The organism is Achromobacter sp. PD1 (genome assembly GCF_048541815.1).
In the GTDB taxonomy this organism is placed as follows: domain Bacteria; phylum Pseudomonadota; class Gammaproteobacteria; order Burkholderiales; family Burkholderiaceae_B; genus Achromobacter; species Achromobacter bronchisepticus_A.
The window spans coordinates 524894-541626 of sequence record NZ_CP183349.1 but is presented as its reverse complement, the minus strand read 5'-3'; the positions used below and the strand labels follow the sequence as shown (position 1 = coordinate 541626).

General features: G+C 64.9%; 18 protein-coding genes and 1 riboswitch. Of the genes, 8 read left to right on the top strand and 10 right to left on the bottom strand.

The window, feature by feature from the left end; genetic code table 11:
* Positions 1-97: 97 nt before the first annotated feature.
* Entirely contained in the window at positions 98-679 is a 582-nt protein-coding gene (locus tag ACM1PE_RS02515) for a CGNR zinc finger domain-containing protein (RefSeq protein WP_118931791.1), read from the bottom strand.
* Between the two features lie 136 nt (positions 680-815).
* Between ACM1PE_RS02515 and rpiB the strand changes: the two genes are divergently transcribed.
* The 4 genes from rpiB to ACM1PE_RS02495 all read left to right on the top strand — a co-directional run bounded on the left by rpiB (position 816) and on the right by ACM1PE_RS02495 (position 3910).
* Positions 816-1244 carry a ribose 5-phosphate isomerase B gene (rpiB, locus tag ACM1PE_RS02510; RefSeq protein ID WP_118931790.1) on the top strand — a complete coding sequence of 143 codons (429 nt, stop codon included), beginning with the start codon at positions 816-818 and terminating at the stop codon, positions 1242-1244.
* Between the two features lie 27 nt (positions 1245-1271).
* The gene (locus tag ACM1PE_RS02505; RefSeq protein ID WP_419342507.1) at positions 1272-2147 is read left to right on the top strand and encodes a leucine-rich repeat domain-containing protein; all 876 of its coding nucleotides are present in this window, start codon (positions 1272-1274) and stop codon (positions 2145-2147) included.
* A gap of 14 nt (positions 2148-2161) precedes the next feature.
* Positions 2162-2629, top strand: a complete 468-nt coding sequence (locus tag ACM1PE_RS02500; protein ID WP_419342506.1) for a hypothetical protein — start codon at positions 2162-2164, stop codon at positions 2627-2629.
* 72 nt (positions 2630-2701) lie between these two features.
* Positions 2702-3910 carry a hypothetical protein gene (locus ACM1PE_RS02495; RefSeq protein ID WP_419342505.1) on the top strand — a complete coding sequence of 403 codons (1209 nt, stop codon included), beginning with the start codon at positions 2702-2704 and terminating at the stop codon, positions 3908-3910.
* Positions 3911-3975: 65 nt separating this feature from the next.
* Here the strand turns inward: ACM1PE_RS02495 and ACM1PE_RS02490 are convergent, their stop codons facing one another.
* Positions 3976-5298 (bottom strand): D-serine ammonia-lyase, encoded by a 1323-nt coding sequence (locus tag ACM1PE_RS02490; RefSeq protein ID WP_419342504.1) that lies wholly within the window; start codon positions 5296-5298, stop codon positions 3976-3978.
* A 91-nt stretch (positions 5299-5389) separates the two neighbouring features.
* On the opposite strand from ACM1PE_RS02490, the gene ACM1PE_RS02485 reads away from it, so the two are divergent.
* Positions 5390-6340 (top strand): LysR substrate-binding domain-containing protein, encoded by a 951-nt coding sequence (locus ACM1PE_RS02485; RefSeq protein WP_118931783.1) that lies wholly within the window; start codon positions 5390-5392, stop codon positions 6338-6340.
* A 41-nt stretch (positions 6341-6381) separates the two neighbouring features.
* On the opposite strand, the gene mntP is transcribed toward ACM1PE_RS02485, so the two are convergent.
* Positions 6382-6954: a manganese efflux pump MntP gene (gene mntP, locus ACM1PE_RS02480; RefSeq protein ID WP_059375198.1), complete on the bottom strand. Its 573-nt coding sequence runs from the start codon at positions 6952-6954 to the stop codon at positions 6382-6384.
* A gap of 7 nt (positions 6955-6961) precedes the next feature.
* Positions 6962-7151: riboswitch (yybP-ykoY riboswitch) on the bottom strand.
* 122 nt (positions 7152-7273) lie between these two features.
* On the opposite strand from mntP, the gene ACM1PE_RS02475 reads away from it, so the two are divergent.
* Complete coding sequence (locus ACM1PE_RS02475) at positions 7274-7723, top strand: DUF6389 family protein (RefSeq protein ID WP_251877559.1); 450 nt, start codon at positions 7274-7276, stop codon at positions 7721-7723.
* A gap of 22 nt (positions 7724-7745) precedes the next feature.
* On the opposite strand, the gene ACM1PE_RS02470 is transcribed toward ACM1PE_RS02475, so the two are convergent.
* The 6 genes from ACM1PE_RS02470 to ACM1PE_RS02445 all read right to left on the bottom strand — a co-directional run bounded on the left by ACM1PE_RS02470 (position 7746) and on the right by ACM1PE_RS02445 (position 14439).
* On the bottom strand, positions 7746-8189 hold the full coding sequence (locus ACM1PE_RS02470) for a CopD family copper resistance protein (RefSeq protein WP_419342503.1): 444 nt from the start codon (positions 8187-8189) through the stop codon (positions 7746-7748).
* A gap of 84 nt (positions 8190-8273) precedes the next feature.
* Positions 8274-10712: a TonB-dependent siderophore receptor gene (locus tag ACM1PE_RS02465; protein ID WP_419342502.1), complete on the bottom strand. Its 2439-nt coding sequence runs from the start codon at positions 10710-10712 to the stop codon at positions 8274-8276.
* A gap of 66 nt (positions 10713-10778) precedes the next feature.
* Positions 10779-11762: a FecR domain-containing protein gene (locus ACM1PE_RS02460; protein ID WP_251877563.1), complete on the bottom strand. Its 984-nt coding sequence runs from the start codon at positions 11760-11762 to the stop codon at positions 10779-10781.
* Positions 11759-12265, bottom strand: a complete 507-nt coding sequence (locus ACM1PE_RS02455) for a sigma-70 family RNA polymerase sigma factor (RefSeq protein WP_059375206.1) — start codon at positions 12263-12265, stop codon at positions 11759-11761. Before ACM1PE_RS02455 ends, ACM1PE_RS02460 begins: the two co-directional genes overlap by 4 nt.
* Before the next feature lie 132 nt (positions 12266-12397).
* Positions 12398-13120 (bottom strand): META and DUF4377 domain-containing protein, encoded by a 723-nt coding sequence (locus tag ACM1PE_RS02450; protein WP_054450298.1) that lies wholly within the window; start codon positions 13118-13120, stop codon positions 12398-12400.
* Between the two features lie 428 nt (positions 13121-13548).
* A complete protein-coding gene (locus ACM1PE_RS02445; RefSeq protein WP_306633900.1) occupies positions 13549-14439 on the bottom strand; it encodes a lysozyme inhibitor LprI family protein in 891 nt (296 codons plus the stop codon).
* 221 nt (positions 14440-14660) lie between these two features.
* Between ACM1PE_RS02445 and ACM1PE_RS02440 the strand changes: the two genes are divergently transcribed.
* A complete protein-coding gene (locus ACM1PE_RS02440) occupies positions 14661-15428 on the top strand; it encodes an extracellular solute-binding protein (RefSeq protein ID WP_419342501.1) in 768 nt (255 codons plus the stop codon).
* 98 nt (positions 15429-15526) lie between these two features.
* Here ACM1PE_RS02440 and ACM1PE_RS02435 read toward each other — a convergent pair whose 3' ends face one another.
* Complete coding sequence (locus tag ACM1PE_RS02435) at positions 15527-16126, bottom strand: nitroreductase family protein (protein ID WP_059375218.1); 600 nt, start codon at positions 16124-16126, stop codon at positions 15527-15529.
* Between the two features lie 181 nt (positions 16127-16307).
* Here ACM1PE_RS02435 and ACM1PE_RS02430 point away from each other — a divergent pair, with 181 nt between their 5' ends.
* Complete coding sequence (locus tag ACM1PE_RS02430; RefSeq protein ID WP_059375221.1) at positions 16308-16679, top strand: tRNA-binding protein; 372 nt, start codon at positions 16308-16310, stop codon at positions 16677-16679.
* Positions 16680-16733 lie beyond the last annotated feature (54 nt).

Genomic DNA, 16733 nt, shown 5'->3' with positions numbered 1-16733 from the left:
ATTTAACGGTTACCTAAATAGTTCAAAGCTATGACACGGAGCGGTTCGTTCAAAAAAAATCCGGCCAGGGCGGCCGGATGAATGGGCAAGCAAGCGCTCAGGAAGCCGCGTCCTGGGCTTCCCTCTGGCGAAAGGCCGCCACCTTGTGGCGGTTGCCGCAAAGCGACATGCTGCACCACCTGCGGCGATGAGATCGCGTGCGGTCGTAGAACCAGAGGGAACAGAGCGGGCTTTCGCATTTGCGCACCAGCTCGAAGTCCCCGTGCACGAGCAAGTCCGCGGCCGCCTCCGCGGCGGGAAGCAGCCATTGGTCAGGCGTGGCCGCTTCGTACCGACGGGCCAGGCTGGGCGCGCCCGCCACCACGGCAACCTCGAGATGGCTGCCGCCGGCGGCGAGCGCCCGGTTGAGCGCGCTGAGCTTGAGCGGCAATCCGGCCTTTCTCTGGGCAACCAACGCACGCACCGTCTCGCGCAATGTCCGCGCGGATTCGAGCAGGCCCTTGGGCGTCTTGCGCTGGGCGGGCGCAAAGCCCAAGGCGTCCAGCCAGGACCGCACATCGTCGTCCGATTGCAGGCGGTCGCGAGGGCCGTCGTCGGACTGCTCGACGGTGTTGATCAGGTCTAACGCCGCATGATCGCCCAGCAGGCGGAATTCGGGCGTGGGGGTAGTGGCGGTCATAACGTTCTCCGTCTTGAATGTAACCACTTAGTTTGCGACTATCAAGTTACGGAAGAATCGTGCGGCGCGCGGCGTCACGCTTTCGCGGACTACAATCGCGCTCGGCAATCCCGAGTCCCCACATGAGAGAAAAAGCATGCAAATCGCCATTGCCTCCGACCACGCCGGCTACGAGCTCAAGGAAAAGCTGAAGAAGGCCTTCGAAAACGTGGATTGGCTGGACCTCGGAACCCACAGCGAAGACTCGGTCGACTACCCCGCTTTTGGCTTTGCCATGGGGCGGGCAATCACGGACGGAAAGGTCCGGAAGGGCGTCGTGATTTGCGGCTCGGGCATAGGCATTTCGATTGCCGTCAATCGTTTCCCCGCCGCAAGAGCCGCCTTGTGCACGAATGCCACCATGGCGCGCCTGAGCCGTCAGCACAATGATGCGAACGTGTTGGCGCTTGGAAGCAGAATCATAGGAATCGAGGTGGCGCGCGAATGCGTCAGCGCTTTCCTTGACACGCCCTTCGATGGCTCGCGTCATCAGCGCCGCATCGACATGCTGAGCGAGGCGGGCTGAGCTCCTAACGGCCTGCCGGAACGCCACATGTCCATCATCCCATTTTCGATCCCACGGCCAGCCCGCGACCAGACCTGGCGCTTCATGCACAGCCGCCAGCGCTCGCAATTCGCAGGCGCGGATGAGCGCATCGTGCTCTACGATGCCCCGCCGCAAGAGGCCGTCCTGGCATCGATCGAAGACGTGCATTTATGGGCGCCTCAGGGCGACCCGCTGCACGAGCTGCCCGAACTCCTCGCCCGGCTGCCGGCGCTGGCGCACCTGTCCATCGGCCCCGGCGCGGTCGCGGGCAGCGTTCTGACCGGATTGCGCGCAGACATGCTCCCAGCCAGCCTGCGCCATCTTTCCATCCATCCCGAACCCGGCACGTACACCTGGAAAGCCGGCCCGCTGCCCAGGCTGGAGGCGCTGACAGTAGACGCAACGTTGCGGTTCGAGCCGGAAGACTTTCCGGCATTGATTTCCTTGTCCATGGTTCCGGACCGGCGCGGCATGCTGCTGGACCGTGCCTTGCGCCTGCCGCTCAAGGAGCTGAACCTTTGGAACGTGCCGTTCGATTCGTCGGTATTCGATCGCATCGCGGGACTGCCGCTGTTGGCGCTGGGCTTGCTGGCGGGCCGTGGCTTGAAGACGCTGTCCGGCATCGAGCAACTGACAGGATTGCGCTCCTTGCGCCTGAAGAACCTGGGTGCGCTGGAGAAGATAGGTCCGATCAACGCCCTTGAAAGCCTGGAACGGCTGGACATTCAGTACTGCAAGCGGATTGCGGACATCGGCGTGCTGGATACGCTGACCCGATTGCAGGAGCTGACGCTGGTCGGCTGCGGCGATGTGGGATTGGGCGAGTTGGCGCAAACCTTGAACGCGCGCTTGCGGCGCGCGAACATCGCGGCAACGCGATAACCAAGACAAGCCTGATGAGCAACTTGCACGAACGTTTCCTGAGCTTGCTTGCCGCGCGCGGCTGGACGGTACACCGCGCGACGCCCGTGGCTACACCGGCTGACTCTTCGGAACACGCGGCGTTCCTGTCCTTGTACACGCAGCTGAGCAGCGCGGACGACACGCGCTGGTTCCTGAGCGCGGCCGACTATGCCGGAACCGCCGACAGCGCCTTTGGGCGGGACGCCTTTCGCGACATCAGCCTCGAAGCCGCCATCAGCGACGCCGACCGGCACGCCGTCGAGGCCTTCTGGGCGCGCCATGTGCCGATCTTCATGAGCGTGGACGGCGATTATGAATTTCTCGCGATCGACCTGATCTCGGGGCGGGTCGTGCATGGCGTCGAGCCGGAGTTCGAGGCAGTCAGCGAGGTGGCCAGCAGTCTTGGCGACCTGTTCGAGCAGATGCTTGCGGATGGCGAGGCGGCTGCGCTATTGGGCTGATGGTTCCGGTATAGTCAGCCGACGCTATCCCTTTGGATCCCAGGCTCCTCGATGTTTCGCTCACCGTCCCGTATGCACCGCAACGTCCGCAGCGCGATTGCGCTGGCAGTCCTGTCTCTTTTAGCCGCCCAGGCCCACGCCGCGCCCCGCACCGTCTACACCGGAACACTGCAAGGCGCCGGCGACATCGTGCTGGAGCTGGACACCGAAGCAGCGGCCGACGGCACCTTGACCGGCCGCTACTTCTACGCCAAGCACGGCGTGGACATCCCGCTGCGCGGCACGGCCAAGGAGCTCTTCGAACCGAAGCCCCGCCAGGAAGGCAAGCCGGCGGATCAGGCCGCAAGCTGGCAAGGCACGCGCGATGCCACCGGCTACCGCGGCCTCTGGACTGACGCCGGCAGCGGCAAGCAGCTACGCTTCGACCTGAAGCAGGTTGCGCAATACGACACGGAGCAGCTGGAAAAGGACCGCAAGCAGGCCCGCGCCAGCCAGGTCAATCTTGGCGACGTCGACGTCCAGGCAGGCATCACCGCCGCCCGCGCGCCCTACGAGACGCTGAAGCTGGCCGGACACGCCCAGCCGGTCGGCAAGGAGATCGGTGACGGCGCGGTGGCCTATCGCATGTGGCGCGATCCGCGCACCAAGTTCACCTACCCGCGGCTCAGCCGCCATCCCGATGCGCAGGTCCTGCAGCGCACGAACTATCTGCTCGAACAACGCCATTGGCAGAAGAGCCTGGGCGCGCTGGCTTGCATGGCCTCGGCCTACACCAGCGGCAATCCGGGCGCCGGCACGCTGGGCGGATTCGATGAAGAGGCCGTGCACGTCACCTGGCTGTCGCGCGCGCTGATGACGGTGACCGAATCGGGCAGCCTGGACTGCGGCGGCGCGCATCCCTACAACCATTTCGAACCCTACACCTACGATCTGCTGCGCGGCGAATACCTGGACTGGAATCGCGTGTTCGACGCGTACGTGCCGGGCAAGCGCAGCTTCGGCGGGGAAAAGAGTCCCGCCCTGCTCGCGCTGGTGCAACAGGCGGTCAAGTCGGGCACCGCCGCCCAACAGTCCGGGGATCGGCCCAATCTGGAAGACTGCGCGGACCTCTGGCCCGACTATCTGGCGCTGGGCGTGCAGGCGCCCGGCGCGCTGAGCCTGTCCGTGTCCGGAGTCGGGCACGCGTCGGGCGCTTGCCTGGGCACCCATGCCAGCGTGCCGTTCAAGGCCTTGACGCCTTATCTGAAGCCGGACGGGCAGGCGTATCTGGTCAACAACTGACGGAGCGCACGGGCTTGCCGTGCGCGAAAAACCATGCGGTCGAAAGCGGCCGGCGCCGCCTGGAATCACGGGTCAAGGGCCGCACCGGCGCGGCTGAGTCCCCTGGCGTGTTCCTGGAAGCCGCGCAACGCCTCCGCGGGCACCAGCGACCCGCCCGTGGCCCAGATGACGTGCGTGGCTTCGGACATATCCATGCCCTGGACATACGCGCGGCCGGCGGCTGAATCCAACCAGCCCGGACCGGAAACCGCGGCGGCGGCCGATGGTTCGACCTCGACGCCCAGGGTGTCTTTCAGCGCAATCAGGTTCAGGTAGAGCTCGTCATCGGACACGGTGAAGACGCCGCCCAGCTGGGGCTTCATCAGCGCGGCCACCAGCTCGGATGCCTGGCCGACGGCCAGGCCGTCTGCCTCGGTCCGGTTGTCGAGGCCGATGTCGTACACCGACACGGGAGTGTCCGCTCCCGACGCCAACTGCACCAGAAAGCACGGTGAGGCGACGGGCTCGGCGAAGAAGCAATGCACGTGAGTCCCGAACAAAGCCTTCAGGCCATGACTGATGCCACCCGGTGCGCCGCCGACGCCGCAGGGGATATACACGAACAGCGGGTGCGCTGCATCGACCACGCGCCCCGCTTCCACCAATTGCCGCGCCAGTCCGCGCGCCGCCGCGGCATAGCCGAAGAACAGCAGCTCGGATTGCTCGTCGTCGACGAAATGGCTGCGGGGCGCGGCCAGCGCCTGCGCCCGCCCGGCTGCGACGGCTTCGGCGTAGTCGCCGTCGTGTTCCACCACGCGCACGCCGCGTTGGCGCAGCCGGTCCTTCTTCCATTCCTTGGCATCGGCGGACATATGCACCACGGCATCGAATCCCAGCGCGGCGGCCATGACGCCGATGCTCATGCCCAGGTTGCCGGTGCTGCCCACGGTCACGGCATACCGGCTGAACACGGCGCGAGCCTGCGGCGTGGCCAGGATGCGCCTGTCCGTTGACGCATCCTGCAGCAGCCCGTGCTCCAGCGCGATCGTCTCGGCAATGGCCAGCACTTCATGAAATCCGCCGCGCGCCTTGATGGAGCCTGCGGCGGGCAGCTCGTCATCGCGCTTGAGGTACCAACTGCCCGAGGCGCAGCCGCCGCCCAACGCCTGTTGCAACGGCCCGGCAGCCATCAGCCGGGACTCGATATGCCCATTCGCGGCCGCGAGCTCGGGAAAGAGCGTAGCCAGCAGCGGCGCGCAACGCGCCAGACGGCTTTCCGCCTCGTCGATCAGGGTCAGGGACGGGGCGGATCCTGGCAAGGGTCCGCCCCTTTCGGGGTTGAGCCATAGCAAAGGCGTTCTTGATTGAAGATTTTCTAATAGCTGAGGATCGAAATTGGCGGTCATCATGAACTTGCAGGTTGATGGTTCAGCGCGAATCGTAGATGCCGCCAGCATGCAAGAATAGCGATCATTTCTACTGCAGCCATTAGCGTGACTTATGCCAGCCCATTTCGACTCGACACTGCTGGGCGCCCTGCGCTGTTTTGACATGGCCGGCCGTCATCTCAGCTTTACCAGGGCTGCGGCAGCCATGAACCTCACGCAAAGCGCGGTAAGCCAGCAGATCCGGCAGTTGGAAGACCGCCTGGGCTACCTGCTGTTTGTTCGTCAACAACGCGGCCTGACGTTCACGTCCAAGGGCGAGTCGCTGTACTCGACGGTCAGCCGCGCGCTGGGCGACATCCAACAGGAGATCGAGCGGCTGGGCTTGCCGGCGTCAACGCTGCAGGTCAATTGCCTGCCCTCGTTCGCGCTGCAATGGCTGATGCCGCGCCTGACGGAATTCCATCGCTTGCAGCCAGACATATCGGTGCGGCTGAAGGCGGAGTTCCAGCCGCTGGACCGCAAGCTGATGGAGGAGGAAGACATAGACATCGCCATCCGCTACGACCCGGCGCATTACAGCGATTTGCAGGCGGACGCCTTGCTGGACGAGTATCTGCTGGTGGTCGCAACGCCCGAATACCTTGCGGCCCACCCCAAGTTTCGCGCCGGCAAATCGCTCGATGGCGTCGAGTTCCTGCACGACGCCTCGCCTTGGGCTGGCGCCGCGGAGTTCATCGAATGGCGCACCTGGATGCAAGCGCACCAGCCGGGCTGGGTGCGCCATCTGGACGGGCCGCAGTTCAACCTGGCCAGCCTTGCCATTGGCGCCGCGCTGAATCACCAGGGCGTGGCGATCGGGCGCAGCGCGATGGTCTATGACGAGATCCGCAGCGGGCGGCTGGTCGACGTGTTCGGCAAGCACACGCCCGCGCCGGCGCGCTACGTATTGCTGTCACGCCGGCCTGATGAGCGGCGCACCCGGATCTTTTCCGAGTGGTTGAAATCCGAATGCCGCAGCTTCGACAGCGCGCGGTCCGCCTTGATCGGGGACTCGCGCGGGTAAGGACACGCCGTGGAACCGGCGAGCGACGCCGCCGCGCGACATCAAACCGCCGCGGCGCTCAAATGTTCATAAAGTATCGCCGCGCCTATCCCGATCAGCGCGATACCGCCCAGGATCTCGGCCCGCTTCCCGGCGACGCTGCCCAACACCCGCCCCAGCATCACGCCTATCGTCACCATCAAGGTAGTCGCCAGGCCAATGGCAATGGCCGCCACCACGATGTTCACGTCCACGAACGCCAACCCCACGCCGACCGCCATGGCGTCGATGCTGGTGGCCAGGCCCGTTGCCGCCAGCAGCCAGAAGGAATGGCGGGTGACGGGCGCGGCGTCCTCCTCCTCTTCCTTGAGGCCGTTGCGTATCATCAGCAAACCCAGAATACAGAGCATCGCGAACGCGATCCAATGATCCCAGGCAACCACGTACTTGGCCGCGACCGAGCCCAGTCCCCAACCTATCACCGGCGTGATGGCTTCGATCACGCCGAAGATCAGCCCTGTGCGCAGGGCTTCCGGGAATCGGGGTTTGTATAGCGCGGCGCCTTTGCTGATGGCCGCGGCGAACGCGTCCGTGGACATGGCGAACGCGAGAACGATGATGGCGATGGGATTCATTGGAGTCGTGATCCTGCTGGGCGGAAACGGCACGGATCTCCCGCGCCGCCCGGCGTCGCGCGAAAAATCCGTGGTCTCGCCAAGCATGGATGCCGCTTGCGCCATGGCCGAGGAAGCCAAGAATGTTGACGCAAGCCCCTGCGGACCGGACCTTGGCTGGCCGGGCTGCAAGGAGGCTACTCCCCAAAGAGTAAGGGCAGTCTAGCAGAGCCTGCCGATCCGTGTGTTACACCACTAGTCCTTGTGGATTCCCAGCTCCACGCGAACGCCTGTCTGGCGATGCTGCCATCGCCCCGGCGGGAATGATCAGGACACGCACATGACCCAATCCGAATACATCGCCGAACTGCTGCGCATCCTGCGCGCCCACGACGCCGCGGCGCGCGCCACTCTGACGGCGCTGATCGCTGCCCTGCCGCCCAAGGCGCGCGAGATCCATTTCGTGGTGTTCCCCGATCAGGACGGCGAAGGTACGTTTTCGGTGGTGGCCAGCCTGGAAGGCCCGGACCTGTTCGTGCTCAACAAGGCCATCGAAGGCCACCGCTACCTGTTCGACGTGCGCCACACGGAAGACGGCATCGAACCCGAAGTGCCGCTGTTCGCGTCGGACGAAGCCGGTTTCAACGTACAGGACGTCATCGTCGATACCGCGATGCAATGGGTGGCGGAACTGTGGGAAACCAGCGGCCATGGCCATTCGCCGCTGCCGGGGCTGGTGTACGGGGAGGAAGGCTACGGAACGCTGGAACCGCTCGCACTACCGGCGTAGCGCCACGGCATGGGCCGTGCACTCACCAGGCCACGTGGAACATCGCCTTCGCCAGCACCACGATCAGCACCATGTGGCAGAACACGCTGATGTGCATGCGCCTGCTCAATGCGCCGGTCAGGCGCTTGCGGCGCGCGAGCGTCAAGGCGGTCGCGACATGGAGCAGCACGCTCAAGGCCAGCGCGATCTTCAGCGACAGCAGGACGCCGAAGGACGAAGCGAATGGATCGGCGAGCGTGCCGCGGTATTGCCAGGCCAAGCCCAGGCCGGCCAGGTAGAGCACCACGACCGACCACGGCAGCACGGCCCGCACGCGCGGCGCCAGCTGGCTGCCCAGCGCGCGGCGCACGTCGGGCGGCAGGCGCTTGTGCACCGGTTCCAGGAACAGCACCTCGAAGGTGACGGTGCCGACGAACAGGAAGGCGGCAAGCAGATGCAGGATGAGCAGCAAGGGGTAGGTGTTCATGGCTGCGAATGGGAATGGCCATCAGTCGGGATTGTCTCATCCGCGCCATGCGCTGCAACATGACAAACATCAAACGCCCCCCGCTCAGAACTTGTAGCTCACCTTCATCCAGACGTTCCTGGGCGTGCCGTAGTTGTAGCCGTTGTAGCCCCCCAGGCCGCTGTAGTAATACTTGTCGGTCAGGTTTTCCACATTGACGGACGCGGACACATGCCTGTTGAAGTCATAGCGCGCCATCAGGCCAAACAGCGTGACGCCGCCCTGGCTGGCGCGTCCTAGTCCGCCGGCTTCGTCGTAGTAGATGCTGCTCTGGTAGCTGACGTTGCCGCCGATCGTGAGCTTGTTCCACTCGCCCGGCAGCCTGTAGCTGGCAGCCAGGCGGAACAGCCGCTGGGGCGTGCTCGGCAGCAGCAATGCGCCCTCGGCGTCGCGCTTGGCAAAGTAGGTATAGCCGCCCATCAGCTGCAGGCCAGGCGCCACTTCGCCGGACGCGGTCAGCTCGAACCCCTTGCTGCGCGCGCCTTTGACGGCGCGGTAGGGAGTGCTCCCGTCCGGCAGCGGCGGGCTGGACGGATCCTCCACCGCAACGTTTTCCTCCTGGGTGCGGAATATCGCGAAGCTTGTATTCAGCCTGCCGTCCAGATGTTCGCCCTTCAAACCGATTTCATAGTTTTGACCGGTTTGCGGCGGCAACACCACGTTGCTGGCGTCACGCGAGGTGGTGGGTATGAATATCCGGGTGTAGCTGGCGTAAGCCGAATAATCCTTGCTCAGGTCCACGACCACGCCGGCATAGGGCGTGAAGACGCCATTTTCCTTTGCGGTGGGGTTGTGGGTCCAGGTGTTGGCGGGGCCGTTATAGGCCGAAGAGTTTTCTTCGTACCAGGTGGTCCGGGCGCCCAGGATCAGCGACACCGGCTCGGCCACCTTCAGGCGCGCGGAACCGTAGATGGCGGTCTCCTTCGCGTCCAGGAAGGTGTCGTAGAAGGTGTAGGGCATGGCGGGCCGCGGCACGTCGCGCAGATCGTAGAGATTCACGCGCCGGCGGTCCCAGCCAGCGGGGTTCGCCGAGTTCAGGTTGAGTTCGCTGGTGTAGCGGTTGTAGCTCAGTCCCAGGACGGCCCGGTGCTCCCTGCCGAATGCCTGGAACGGCCCTTCGGCGTAGATATCGAAGGACTTGTTGGTGGAGCTTGCCGGGTTGTCGCGCAATTCGATGGTGGAAGCGCCGGACGGATCGACGGGCTGATACGCGAGGACATAGCCCCAGGCGGCCTTTCTTTCGTTTTTCAAGCGGCTGGCGTCCATCTTGACGTGCCAGCCGCTGCCGAAGCGATGGTCCAAGGTCGCGAATATCCGGTCCGTATACATGTCCCATTGGCTCCATGGCGTCACGGGATTGAAGGACCGGGGAAAGTTCGTGCGCGTGCCGTCACTGTAGAACAGCGGCGCCTGGCCGAAGTTCGCGCCGTCGATGGCGGTCTTCTGGTGCTCGTAGCCGAGGCTGACGGTGGTGCTGGGCAGGATGTCGGCCTCGAGGATGCCGTAGAAGACATCGTCGGACCGCTTCTTGTAGTCAATGAAGCTGTCGCCCGCGGTGCGGGCGGCAACCACCCGGCCGCGCAGCGTGCCGGCGCTGTTCAGCGGGCCGCCCAGGTCGGCTTCGGCGTTGTAGCTGTTCCAGCGGCCGACGCCACCGGTGACGTGTCCGGCGAACTCCGACGTGGGACGCTTGCGCACCAGATTCACCGAACCACCCGGCTCGCCCACGCCGTTGAGCAGGCCGGCGGCGCCGCGCACGACTTCCACCCGGTCGTAGATGGCGGTGTTGATCATGCCCGCCTCGGCCGACGGCGTCTTGAACGACAGCGTGGGCACGCCGTCGAGCATGGTGTTCAGCGCAAAACCGCGCGAGGTGAATTGCACGCGCTCATCCAGCCGCTCGACGGCGATGCCGGGCGTCTGGCGCATCACCTCGTCCAGCGTGTTCAGATTCTGGTCGTCCATCTGCTGTCGCGTGACGACGCTGATGGATTGCGGGGTTTCACGCAGCGACAGCGGCATGCGGGTGGCGGCGCTCGTTGCCGGCACGGTATAGGAGCCCGTCCCTTCGGAGGGGCCTTCGTCGCCAGCGCCGGTGACGGTCACTGCGGGCAAGGCGGTGACTTCGCCCTGCGGCAATCTGCGCAGCGTGTAGCCGCCATCGGCGCGCCGCGCCGGTTCCAGGCCGCTACCGGCCAGCAACTGGCGCAACCCTTCCTCAAAGCCGAAACTGCCGCGTAGCCCAGGCGATTGGAGATCGCGCGTCAGGGCGGGATCGAACGACAGCAGAACGCCGGCCTGGGCAGCGTAGGCCGAAAGCGCCGCGCTGAGCGGCCCGGGTTCGACGGCCACGCTCACCTGCCCCGCCTGGGTCTGCGCCTGGGCGGGCGCTATCAACCCGGCCAGCGGTAGCGCGAATGCGCCTGCCACGAGCAAGACTGGGAAGGAGACGCTTGCGCGCAACGGGGAAAGCTGACGGGGCATGACATGCACTCCAGATGTTGGTCTTACCCTCGTAGCCAGATAAGACGCGCAAAGTGCTAGTCGCCGTTACAAAATAGTCTCGCCGCGCGGCACCAGCGACACCCAGTAGCGGGTGCGGTAGCGCAGGCCGAGTTGCAGGGTGTCCGCCACCGTGACCAGCACCCGGTCGGGTTCGGCCAGCGGGAAAGCGCCGGAAATGGGCAGATGCGCCACTTCGGGCGCGCAATCGATCCAGCCCGCGCGGTAGCGCTGGAGTTCACGCAGGAATTCATTCAAGGGCATGCCGTCGACCTGCAGCATGCCGCGCTGCCAGGCGGAGGGATCGCCGGTCAGCGCTTGGGCGTCATCGATCTGGCCGCCGCTAAAGCGCAGGCCCATGCCGGCGGGCACGATGCGCGCGGCATCCGCCGAAGCGCCCGGGAGCGCCACGCGCACGGCGCCTTCCAGCACCTGTACCGCCGATACGCCGTCGTCGCGCCTGACCACGAAGCGCGTACCCAACGCGGTGATGCTGCCTTCGCGGGTGCGCACGATGAACGGCCGAGCGTCCTGTTGCGGGTCCGGCGCGGTTTCGATCAGGATTTCGCCGCCGTGCAGCGCGATCAGCCGCTGCTGGGCATCGAACAAGACGTCCATGGCGGTGGCGGCATTGAGCACCACGCGGCTATGGTCCGCCAGCAGCACCTCGCGCCGGGCGCCGACAGCCGTGCGGTATTGGGCCACCCAGCCGCGCCAGGCTTCATCGACCTGCGCGTAGCCGATGGCGCCTCCGGCGCCGATCAGCACCAGCAGCTTGCCCAGCGCGGCGCGGCGGGCGGACGAGCGCGGCCGTCCCAGCACGGGCAGCATGCCCTTGGGCAACGCCTCGAAGCGACGCGTAAGCGCTTCGGTGCGCCGCCAGGCGCGCTCGTGTTCGGGATCGGCCTGGCGCCAGGCTTGCCACGCTTCCCGGTCCGCCTGGCTGGCGCTGCCCGACGTCAGGCGCAGAAACCAGTCCACCGCTCCGTCCAGCGCGCGCGGATCGATGCGCCCTGCCTCTCCGGCGCTCATGGCGCGAACTCCAGGCACTGGCGCAGGGCGCGCGCGATGTACAGCCGCACCGAGCCGACCGACACGCCCAGCGTCTTGGCAATATCCGCATGCGTCAGGCCTTCAAGCTGGCAAAGCAGGAAAGCGCGCCGCACCGGCACGGGCAAGCCGTCCAGCATGGCGTCGATTTCGCACAGGGCTTCCAGCGCCAGGGCGCGCTCCTCGGGCGACGGCGACTGCGCCTGGGGCAGCTGCGCCAGCGTTTCCAGATAGGCGCGTTCGAGGTCCCGGCGCCGCAGATGGTTGACCATGAGACCGTGCGCGATGGTCGCCAGATAGGAACGCGGCTCGCGAATGTCGCCCGGTTCGCGGCGGGCCAACACACGCAGATAGGTGTCATGCACCAGGTCGGCGGCGTCGAAGGCGCATCCCAACTTTTTGCGCAGCCAGCCCTGCAGCCAGCCTTGGTGTTCCTGGTACAGCGTGTGCAGGGGGTGCCGCGGAGAGGGATCGGAGGCGGCCATGAAGACGCACGGTTATAAATGAGAATGACTACAATTTACAACATAGTGCCCTGCGCCGGGTGAAATGACTGCGCCCGGCCGCTGAATCCAGGGGCCGGGCGCAATCGGGAAATCCAGAGGGAAGCTGGCGTCTTACTTCTTCGACGCGTCCTGCTCCACCACCATATCCAGCACATACACCTGCTTGGGCGCATCCGCGGGCGGATTCTTCCAGTCGTAGCGCTTCACGCGCAGCACGGTGCGCACGCCGTCCTGGTGCTGGAAGCCTTCGATGGACTGATACAGCGGATGCCACTTGTCCTGGGTGGGCTGCTGCACGCCGGCTTCGTTGTAGCGGCGCTCGCGCACCATCAGGCACTGGTAGTTGGGAATCAGCGGGTGGCTGCACTCGGTCTTCTTCGCGGCGACTTCGAGGAACATGATTTCGCCGGCGCTGCCGTAGAGCGTTTCAGGCGTGGGTTCGCCGACAAACTTAAGCACGCTGCCGTCCTGCGCGACCAGTTCCAGTCCCGGTTCGGAAGCGTGTCCGCTGAGCGTGGCGCGCAGGTCGCCCTTCATGCGCTGGCCGATCTCGGCGTCCAGGCGCATCAGGCTCTGGTCGCAGGCCTTCATGGTCGACGCGAGGTTCGCCACTTGCAGCACGCCGTTCTTGTAGGTGTAGCCGCCGAACTGCGCGTTGCAGCCGCCGCGGATGTTCAAGGCGTCCTGCGTGAACGACAGGCGCAGCTGGTGTTCGACGCCGGCCTGCAGCGCGGCTATCGGCTTGCCCGCCGCGTCGGTGGCGGAAGCCAGGCGCCAGTAGTAGGCGGGCAGGCTCACTTCAGGGCTGGCGGGCGTGGTGGCGGTAGTGGGCATGGAGGACGATCCTTCGCGGGGAGAGGAGGTCGGCGCGCAAGCTTGCAGCAGCGCGGCGCATACGGACGCAAGGAGGATGGTTTTCTTCATGGTTCGTTCCTGTCAGCCGGATGGCACTGATGAAAAACGGGATTCTACGTTCGCGGGATGGACGTTTTGGACGCCCGGCCATCCAGTCCGTTTCAAAATCTTGCCGCAGAGCCGGCCCGAAAAACACCCTCTGAGCAACGCAATCTACGGGTTTTCCCTAAACAAATGTGTATTACTCTTGCCTGCCAACGGATAGCCGCGAGGTCTTCGCTGGCTTACAACTAAAAACATAACCCTCAAAATACTGCAAGTATTGCCAATACACCGCGAACTGCGCGCAATACGCAAAATCGTCGCAACGCGAAACTGATCATGCAGGCGCGATCAGCTCACTGGCGTCAATTGGCGGGGTAGGCCGCGCCCGTCAGGCAGGCCCGGGCCCACTCATAGTCGTCATCACTCACGATCTCTCCATCGATCTTGGGCAGCGGCTGGTCGGGATAGGAAAAGTCCGGCTTTTGCGGCTTCATGTTCCATTTTGTCTGGCCCGGGGTATCGGAACACGCCTCGTCTGAGCTGCTGAACGAGCAGGACGCAGCCAACTGCGGTTTTCCGCCCACGACGTTGGCGACATAACGCTTGGTATAAACGCCGCCCGAGGCCCAGTACTCGTCAACCGAGCAGATGCGGTCATTGTTCTGGTAATGCCGCGTCGCGAAGCAACCGTAGTAGGCATGTTCGCCTGGAAAGATGTCGCACGAACTCGAGTAGCCGGCGTACGCGCCGCCTGTGAATTGCGCCTGGAACTGCCGCTGGCGGACTGCGCTGCCGATGATGTCGGGCAGCGCGGCGCCCTTGTGCGTTTCCTTGAGCTGCGCCGTGCGGCTTTGGATCAAATCGCGAGCGACGCCTGCAACCGTCTTGCCGGCGGGGACCGAGCCCGGGTCCTCGATCAGGTCCGTTAGCGCGCGGTCGCGCGCCACAATCCAGCGCTTCTGGCTGTGCGCCAGCATGGCGCGGATATCGCCGTCGGGGGCCTGTTTCAGTATCGCGGCGTAAGCCCGGTTCAACTCGGCGTCCGCCGCCACGGTCTTGCGGTCCGAGCAGATCAGCTTTTCCGCGGCGCTGGCGGCTTTGGCGCAATCGATCGCGTAGGCGGGCGCGGCAAGCGCGCAGAAACCAGCCATGCACAACAAACGGCCTGCGGTGATTCCAGATTTCATGTGACGTTTCTCGTTGAGGATGCCCCTCGCCTTGTCTCGATGTCTGAAGACTGTGTTGTCGTCCATCGCGAGGCGGCGGCAAGGCTGCAATTTTGCACGCGACTTTTTAACAGACTGGAAACAGAGTTCTACCCTCTGCAACGTCCTCGCCGGAATATTCCCCTTCCCTTGCGCGTCTACCGGGTGGCGAGCCGCAGGAAAGACCCCGCGGCGCTCCATGGATCAACCAGCCGATCGCGCCGCTTGTCTCAACCGGCCGCAATCGGCGTAGAACGGAAGTGTCAACTATGAAGTCGATCAGATCCCTTGCCTGCGGCATCGCCCTGGCTTGCTCCGCCGCCGGCAGCGCCTGGGCCGCTCCGAGCCTGAACGTGTATGGCCCCGGCGGCCCCGCGCCCGCAATGAAGGAAGCCGCCGCTGCGTTCGGCAAGCTGCACGGCATTGATGTCAGCGTCACCGCGGGTCCGACGCCGGCCTGGGCCGACAAGGCCAAACAGGACGCCGACGTGATCTACAGCGGGGCCGAAAACATGATGAGCGGTTTTGCCTCGGCGCTGCCTGGCGTGTTCGAGCTGCGCGAAGCCCGCACGCTGTACCTGCGACCCTCCGCCATCCTGGTGCGCCCGGGCAATCCCAAGGCCATCACGGGCTTCAAGGATCTGCTCAAGCCCGGCACCAAGGTCATGGCGGTATCCGGCGCGGGCCAGACCGGACTGTGGGAAGACGTGGCCGGCCGTCTTGGCGACATCGAAACCGTGCGCGCCTTCCGCGCCAACCTCGTGCTGCCGGAGGCCGGCAACAGCGCGCAGGCGCGCACCCAATGGACCGAGGACAAGACCATAGACGCCTGGCTGATCTGGAACATCTGGCAGGTGTCCAACCCCGAACTGGCCAGCGTGGTCGAGGTGGAAGAGCCGTACCGCATCTATCGCGACGCGGGCGCCGTCGTCACCAAGAAAGGGAAAGGCAACGCGCAGGCGCAGGCCTTTGTCGACTTCCTGACCGCGCCCGAAGGTCGGGCGATCTTCAAGAAGTGGGGCTGGAAGACGGATTGAAGGCCGCCAGGAGCCGGACGTAAAAAAACCCGCTATTCCCAGGGAATTGCGGGTTTTCCGATGCGCTCGGACCGGGACGCCCAAGGCGTCCCGAAAACTCAGCCGGCCACGCGGAAGCGCTCGGCGTCGTCCATGAACGCCTTTTCACCGAAGCCGTTTTCGTTGGAGCCGAACGGCATCTGCGCGCGCAGCTTCCAGTACGCCGGGATGTTCCATTCGCGCGCAACGGCGGCGTCGATCAGCGGGTTGTAGTGCTGCAGGCTGGCGCCCACGCCGGCGCTGGCCAGGGTGCTCCAGACCGACAGCTGGGCCATGCCGCCCGCCTGCTCGGACCAGACCGGGAAGTTGTCCGCGTACAGGGCGAATTTTTCCTGCAAGCCCTGCACCACGCCCTGGTCTTCATAGAACAGCACGGTGCCCACGCCGGCGGCGAAGCTCTTGAGCTTGGCTTCGGTCTGGGCAAAGCTCTCGGCCGGCGCGACCTTGCGCACTTCTTCGATCGCGATGTTCCAGAGCTTGTCGCTCTCGGCGCCGAACAGGATCACGGCGCGCGAACTTTGCGAATTGAACGACGAGGGGCTGTGCTTGATCGCTTCCTGGATCAGGGAGGTCAGTTCCTCCTTGGAGATCGACAGGTTGCGGCCCAGCGAGTACTGCGTGCGACGCTGCTTGAGGGCGTCCAGATAAGCGTTGCTCATGACGTTGTGGCCTTCCGACGAGTAGATAGAGGAAAATGCATGGCGAATTCTACCGACCGGCAATTGTCCCGAATACGTTTAGGAAGCCAAAAAACACACCATTGCGCGGAACAAACTGTTCCGTCTATCGACCAAATCGGCTCTGCGCAAGGTGACGGACAACCCAATCCAAGGACCCAACGTGCACTACACCCAAGACCCGAATACCCCCGCCGCCGCCGACATCGGCTTTGACGACTTCCTCAAGGTCGACATCCGCATAGGCACCATCCAGTCGGCACAGGCCTTTCCCGAGGCGCGCAAGCCCGCCTACAAGCTGACGATAGATTTCGGGGCCGGCGTGGGCATCCGCAAAAGTTCGGCGCAGATCACCGATCGCTACACGCTGGAACAGCTGGCGGGCAAGCGCGTCATGGCGGTGGTGAACTTTCCGCCGCGCCAGATCGGGCCGATGAAATCCGAAGTGCTGGTGCTGGGTTTCGCCGACGAAGCCGGCGGCATCGTGCTGGCAGTGCCGGACGATCAAGTTCCCAATGGCACGCGCCTGACCTGACTTTCCGAGCCTCGGAGTTTCCTCCATCGGGGCTTTCCCCTATTACTTGTCTGC

Excerpts from the sequence above, each read along its gene's own strand:
- ACM1PE_RS02515 (WP_118931791.1), bottom strand. The coding sequence starts at position 679 with ATGACCGCCACTACCCCCACGCCCGAATTCCGCCTGCTGGGCGATCAT.
- rpiB (WP_118931790.1), top strand. The coding sequence starts at position 816 with ATGCAAATCGCCATTGCCTCCGACCACGCCGGCTACGAGCTCAAGGAA.
- ACM1PE_RS02505 (WP_419342507.1), top strand. The coding sequence starts at position 1,272 with ATGTCCATCATCCCATTTTCGATCCCACGGCCAGCCCGCGACCAGACC.
- ACM1PE_RS02500 (WP_419342506.1), top strand. The coding sequence starts at position 2,162 with ATGAGCAACTTGCACGAACGTTTCCTGAGCTTGCTTGCCGCGCGCGGC.
- ACM1PE_RS02495 (WP_419342505.1), top strand. The coding sequence starts at position 2,702 with ATGCACCGCAACGTCCGCAGCGCGATTGCGCTGGCAGTCCTGTCTCTT.
- ACM1PE_RS02490 (WP_419342504.1), bottom strand. The coding sequence starts at position 5,298 with ATGATGACCGCCAATTTCGATCCTCAGCTATTAGAAAATCTTCAATCA.
- ACM1PE_RS02485 (WP_118931783.1), top strand. The coding sequence starts at position 5,390 with ATGCCAGCCCATTTCGACTCGACACTGCTGGGCGCCCTGCGCTGTTTT.
- mntP (WP_059375198.1), bottom strand. The coding sequence starts at position 6,954 with ATGAATCCCATCGCCATCATCGTTCTCGCGTTCGCCATGTCCACGGAC.
- ACM1PE_RS02475 (WP_251877559.1), top strand. The coding sequence starts at position 7,274 with ATGACCCAATCCGAATACATCGCCGAACTGCTGCGCATCCTGCGCGCC.
- ACM1PE_RS02470 (WP_419342503.1), bottom strand. The coding sequence starts at position 8,189 with ATGAACACCTACCCCTTGCTGCTCATCCTGCATCTGCTTGCCGCCTTC.
- ACM1PE_RS02465 (WP_419342502.1), bottom strand. The coding sequence starts at position 10,712 with ATGCCCCGTCAGCTTTCCCCGTTGCGCGCAAGCGTCTCCTTCCCAGTC.
- ACM1PE_RS02460 (WP_251877563.1), bottom strand. The coding sequence starts at position 11,762 with ATGAGCGCCGGAGAGGCAGGGCGCATCGATCCGCGCGCGCTGGACGGA.
- ACM1PE_RS02455 (WP_059375206.1), bottom strand. The coding sequence starts at position 12,265 with ATGGCCGCCTCCGATCCCTCTCCGCGGCACCCCCTGCACACGCTGTAC.
- ACM1PE_RS02450 (WP_054450298.1), bottom strand. The coding sequence starts at position 13,120 with ATGCCCACTACCGCCACCACGCCCGCCAGCCCTGAAGTGAGCCTGCCC.
- ACM1PE_RS02445 (WP_306633900.1), bottom strand. The coding sequence starts at position 14,439 with ATGGACGACAACACAGTCTTCAGACATCGAGACAAGGCGAGGGGCATC.
- ACM1PE_RS02440 (WP_419342501.1), top strand. The coding sequence starts at position 14,661 with ATGAAGTCGATCAGATCCCTTGCCTGCGGCATCGCCCTGGCTTGCTCC.
- ACM1PE_RS02435 (WP_059375218.1), bottom strand. The coding sequence starts at position 16,126 with ATGAGCAACGCTTATCTGGACGCCCTCAAGCAGCGTCGCACGCAGTAC.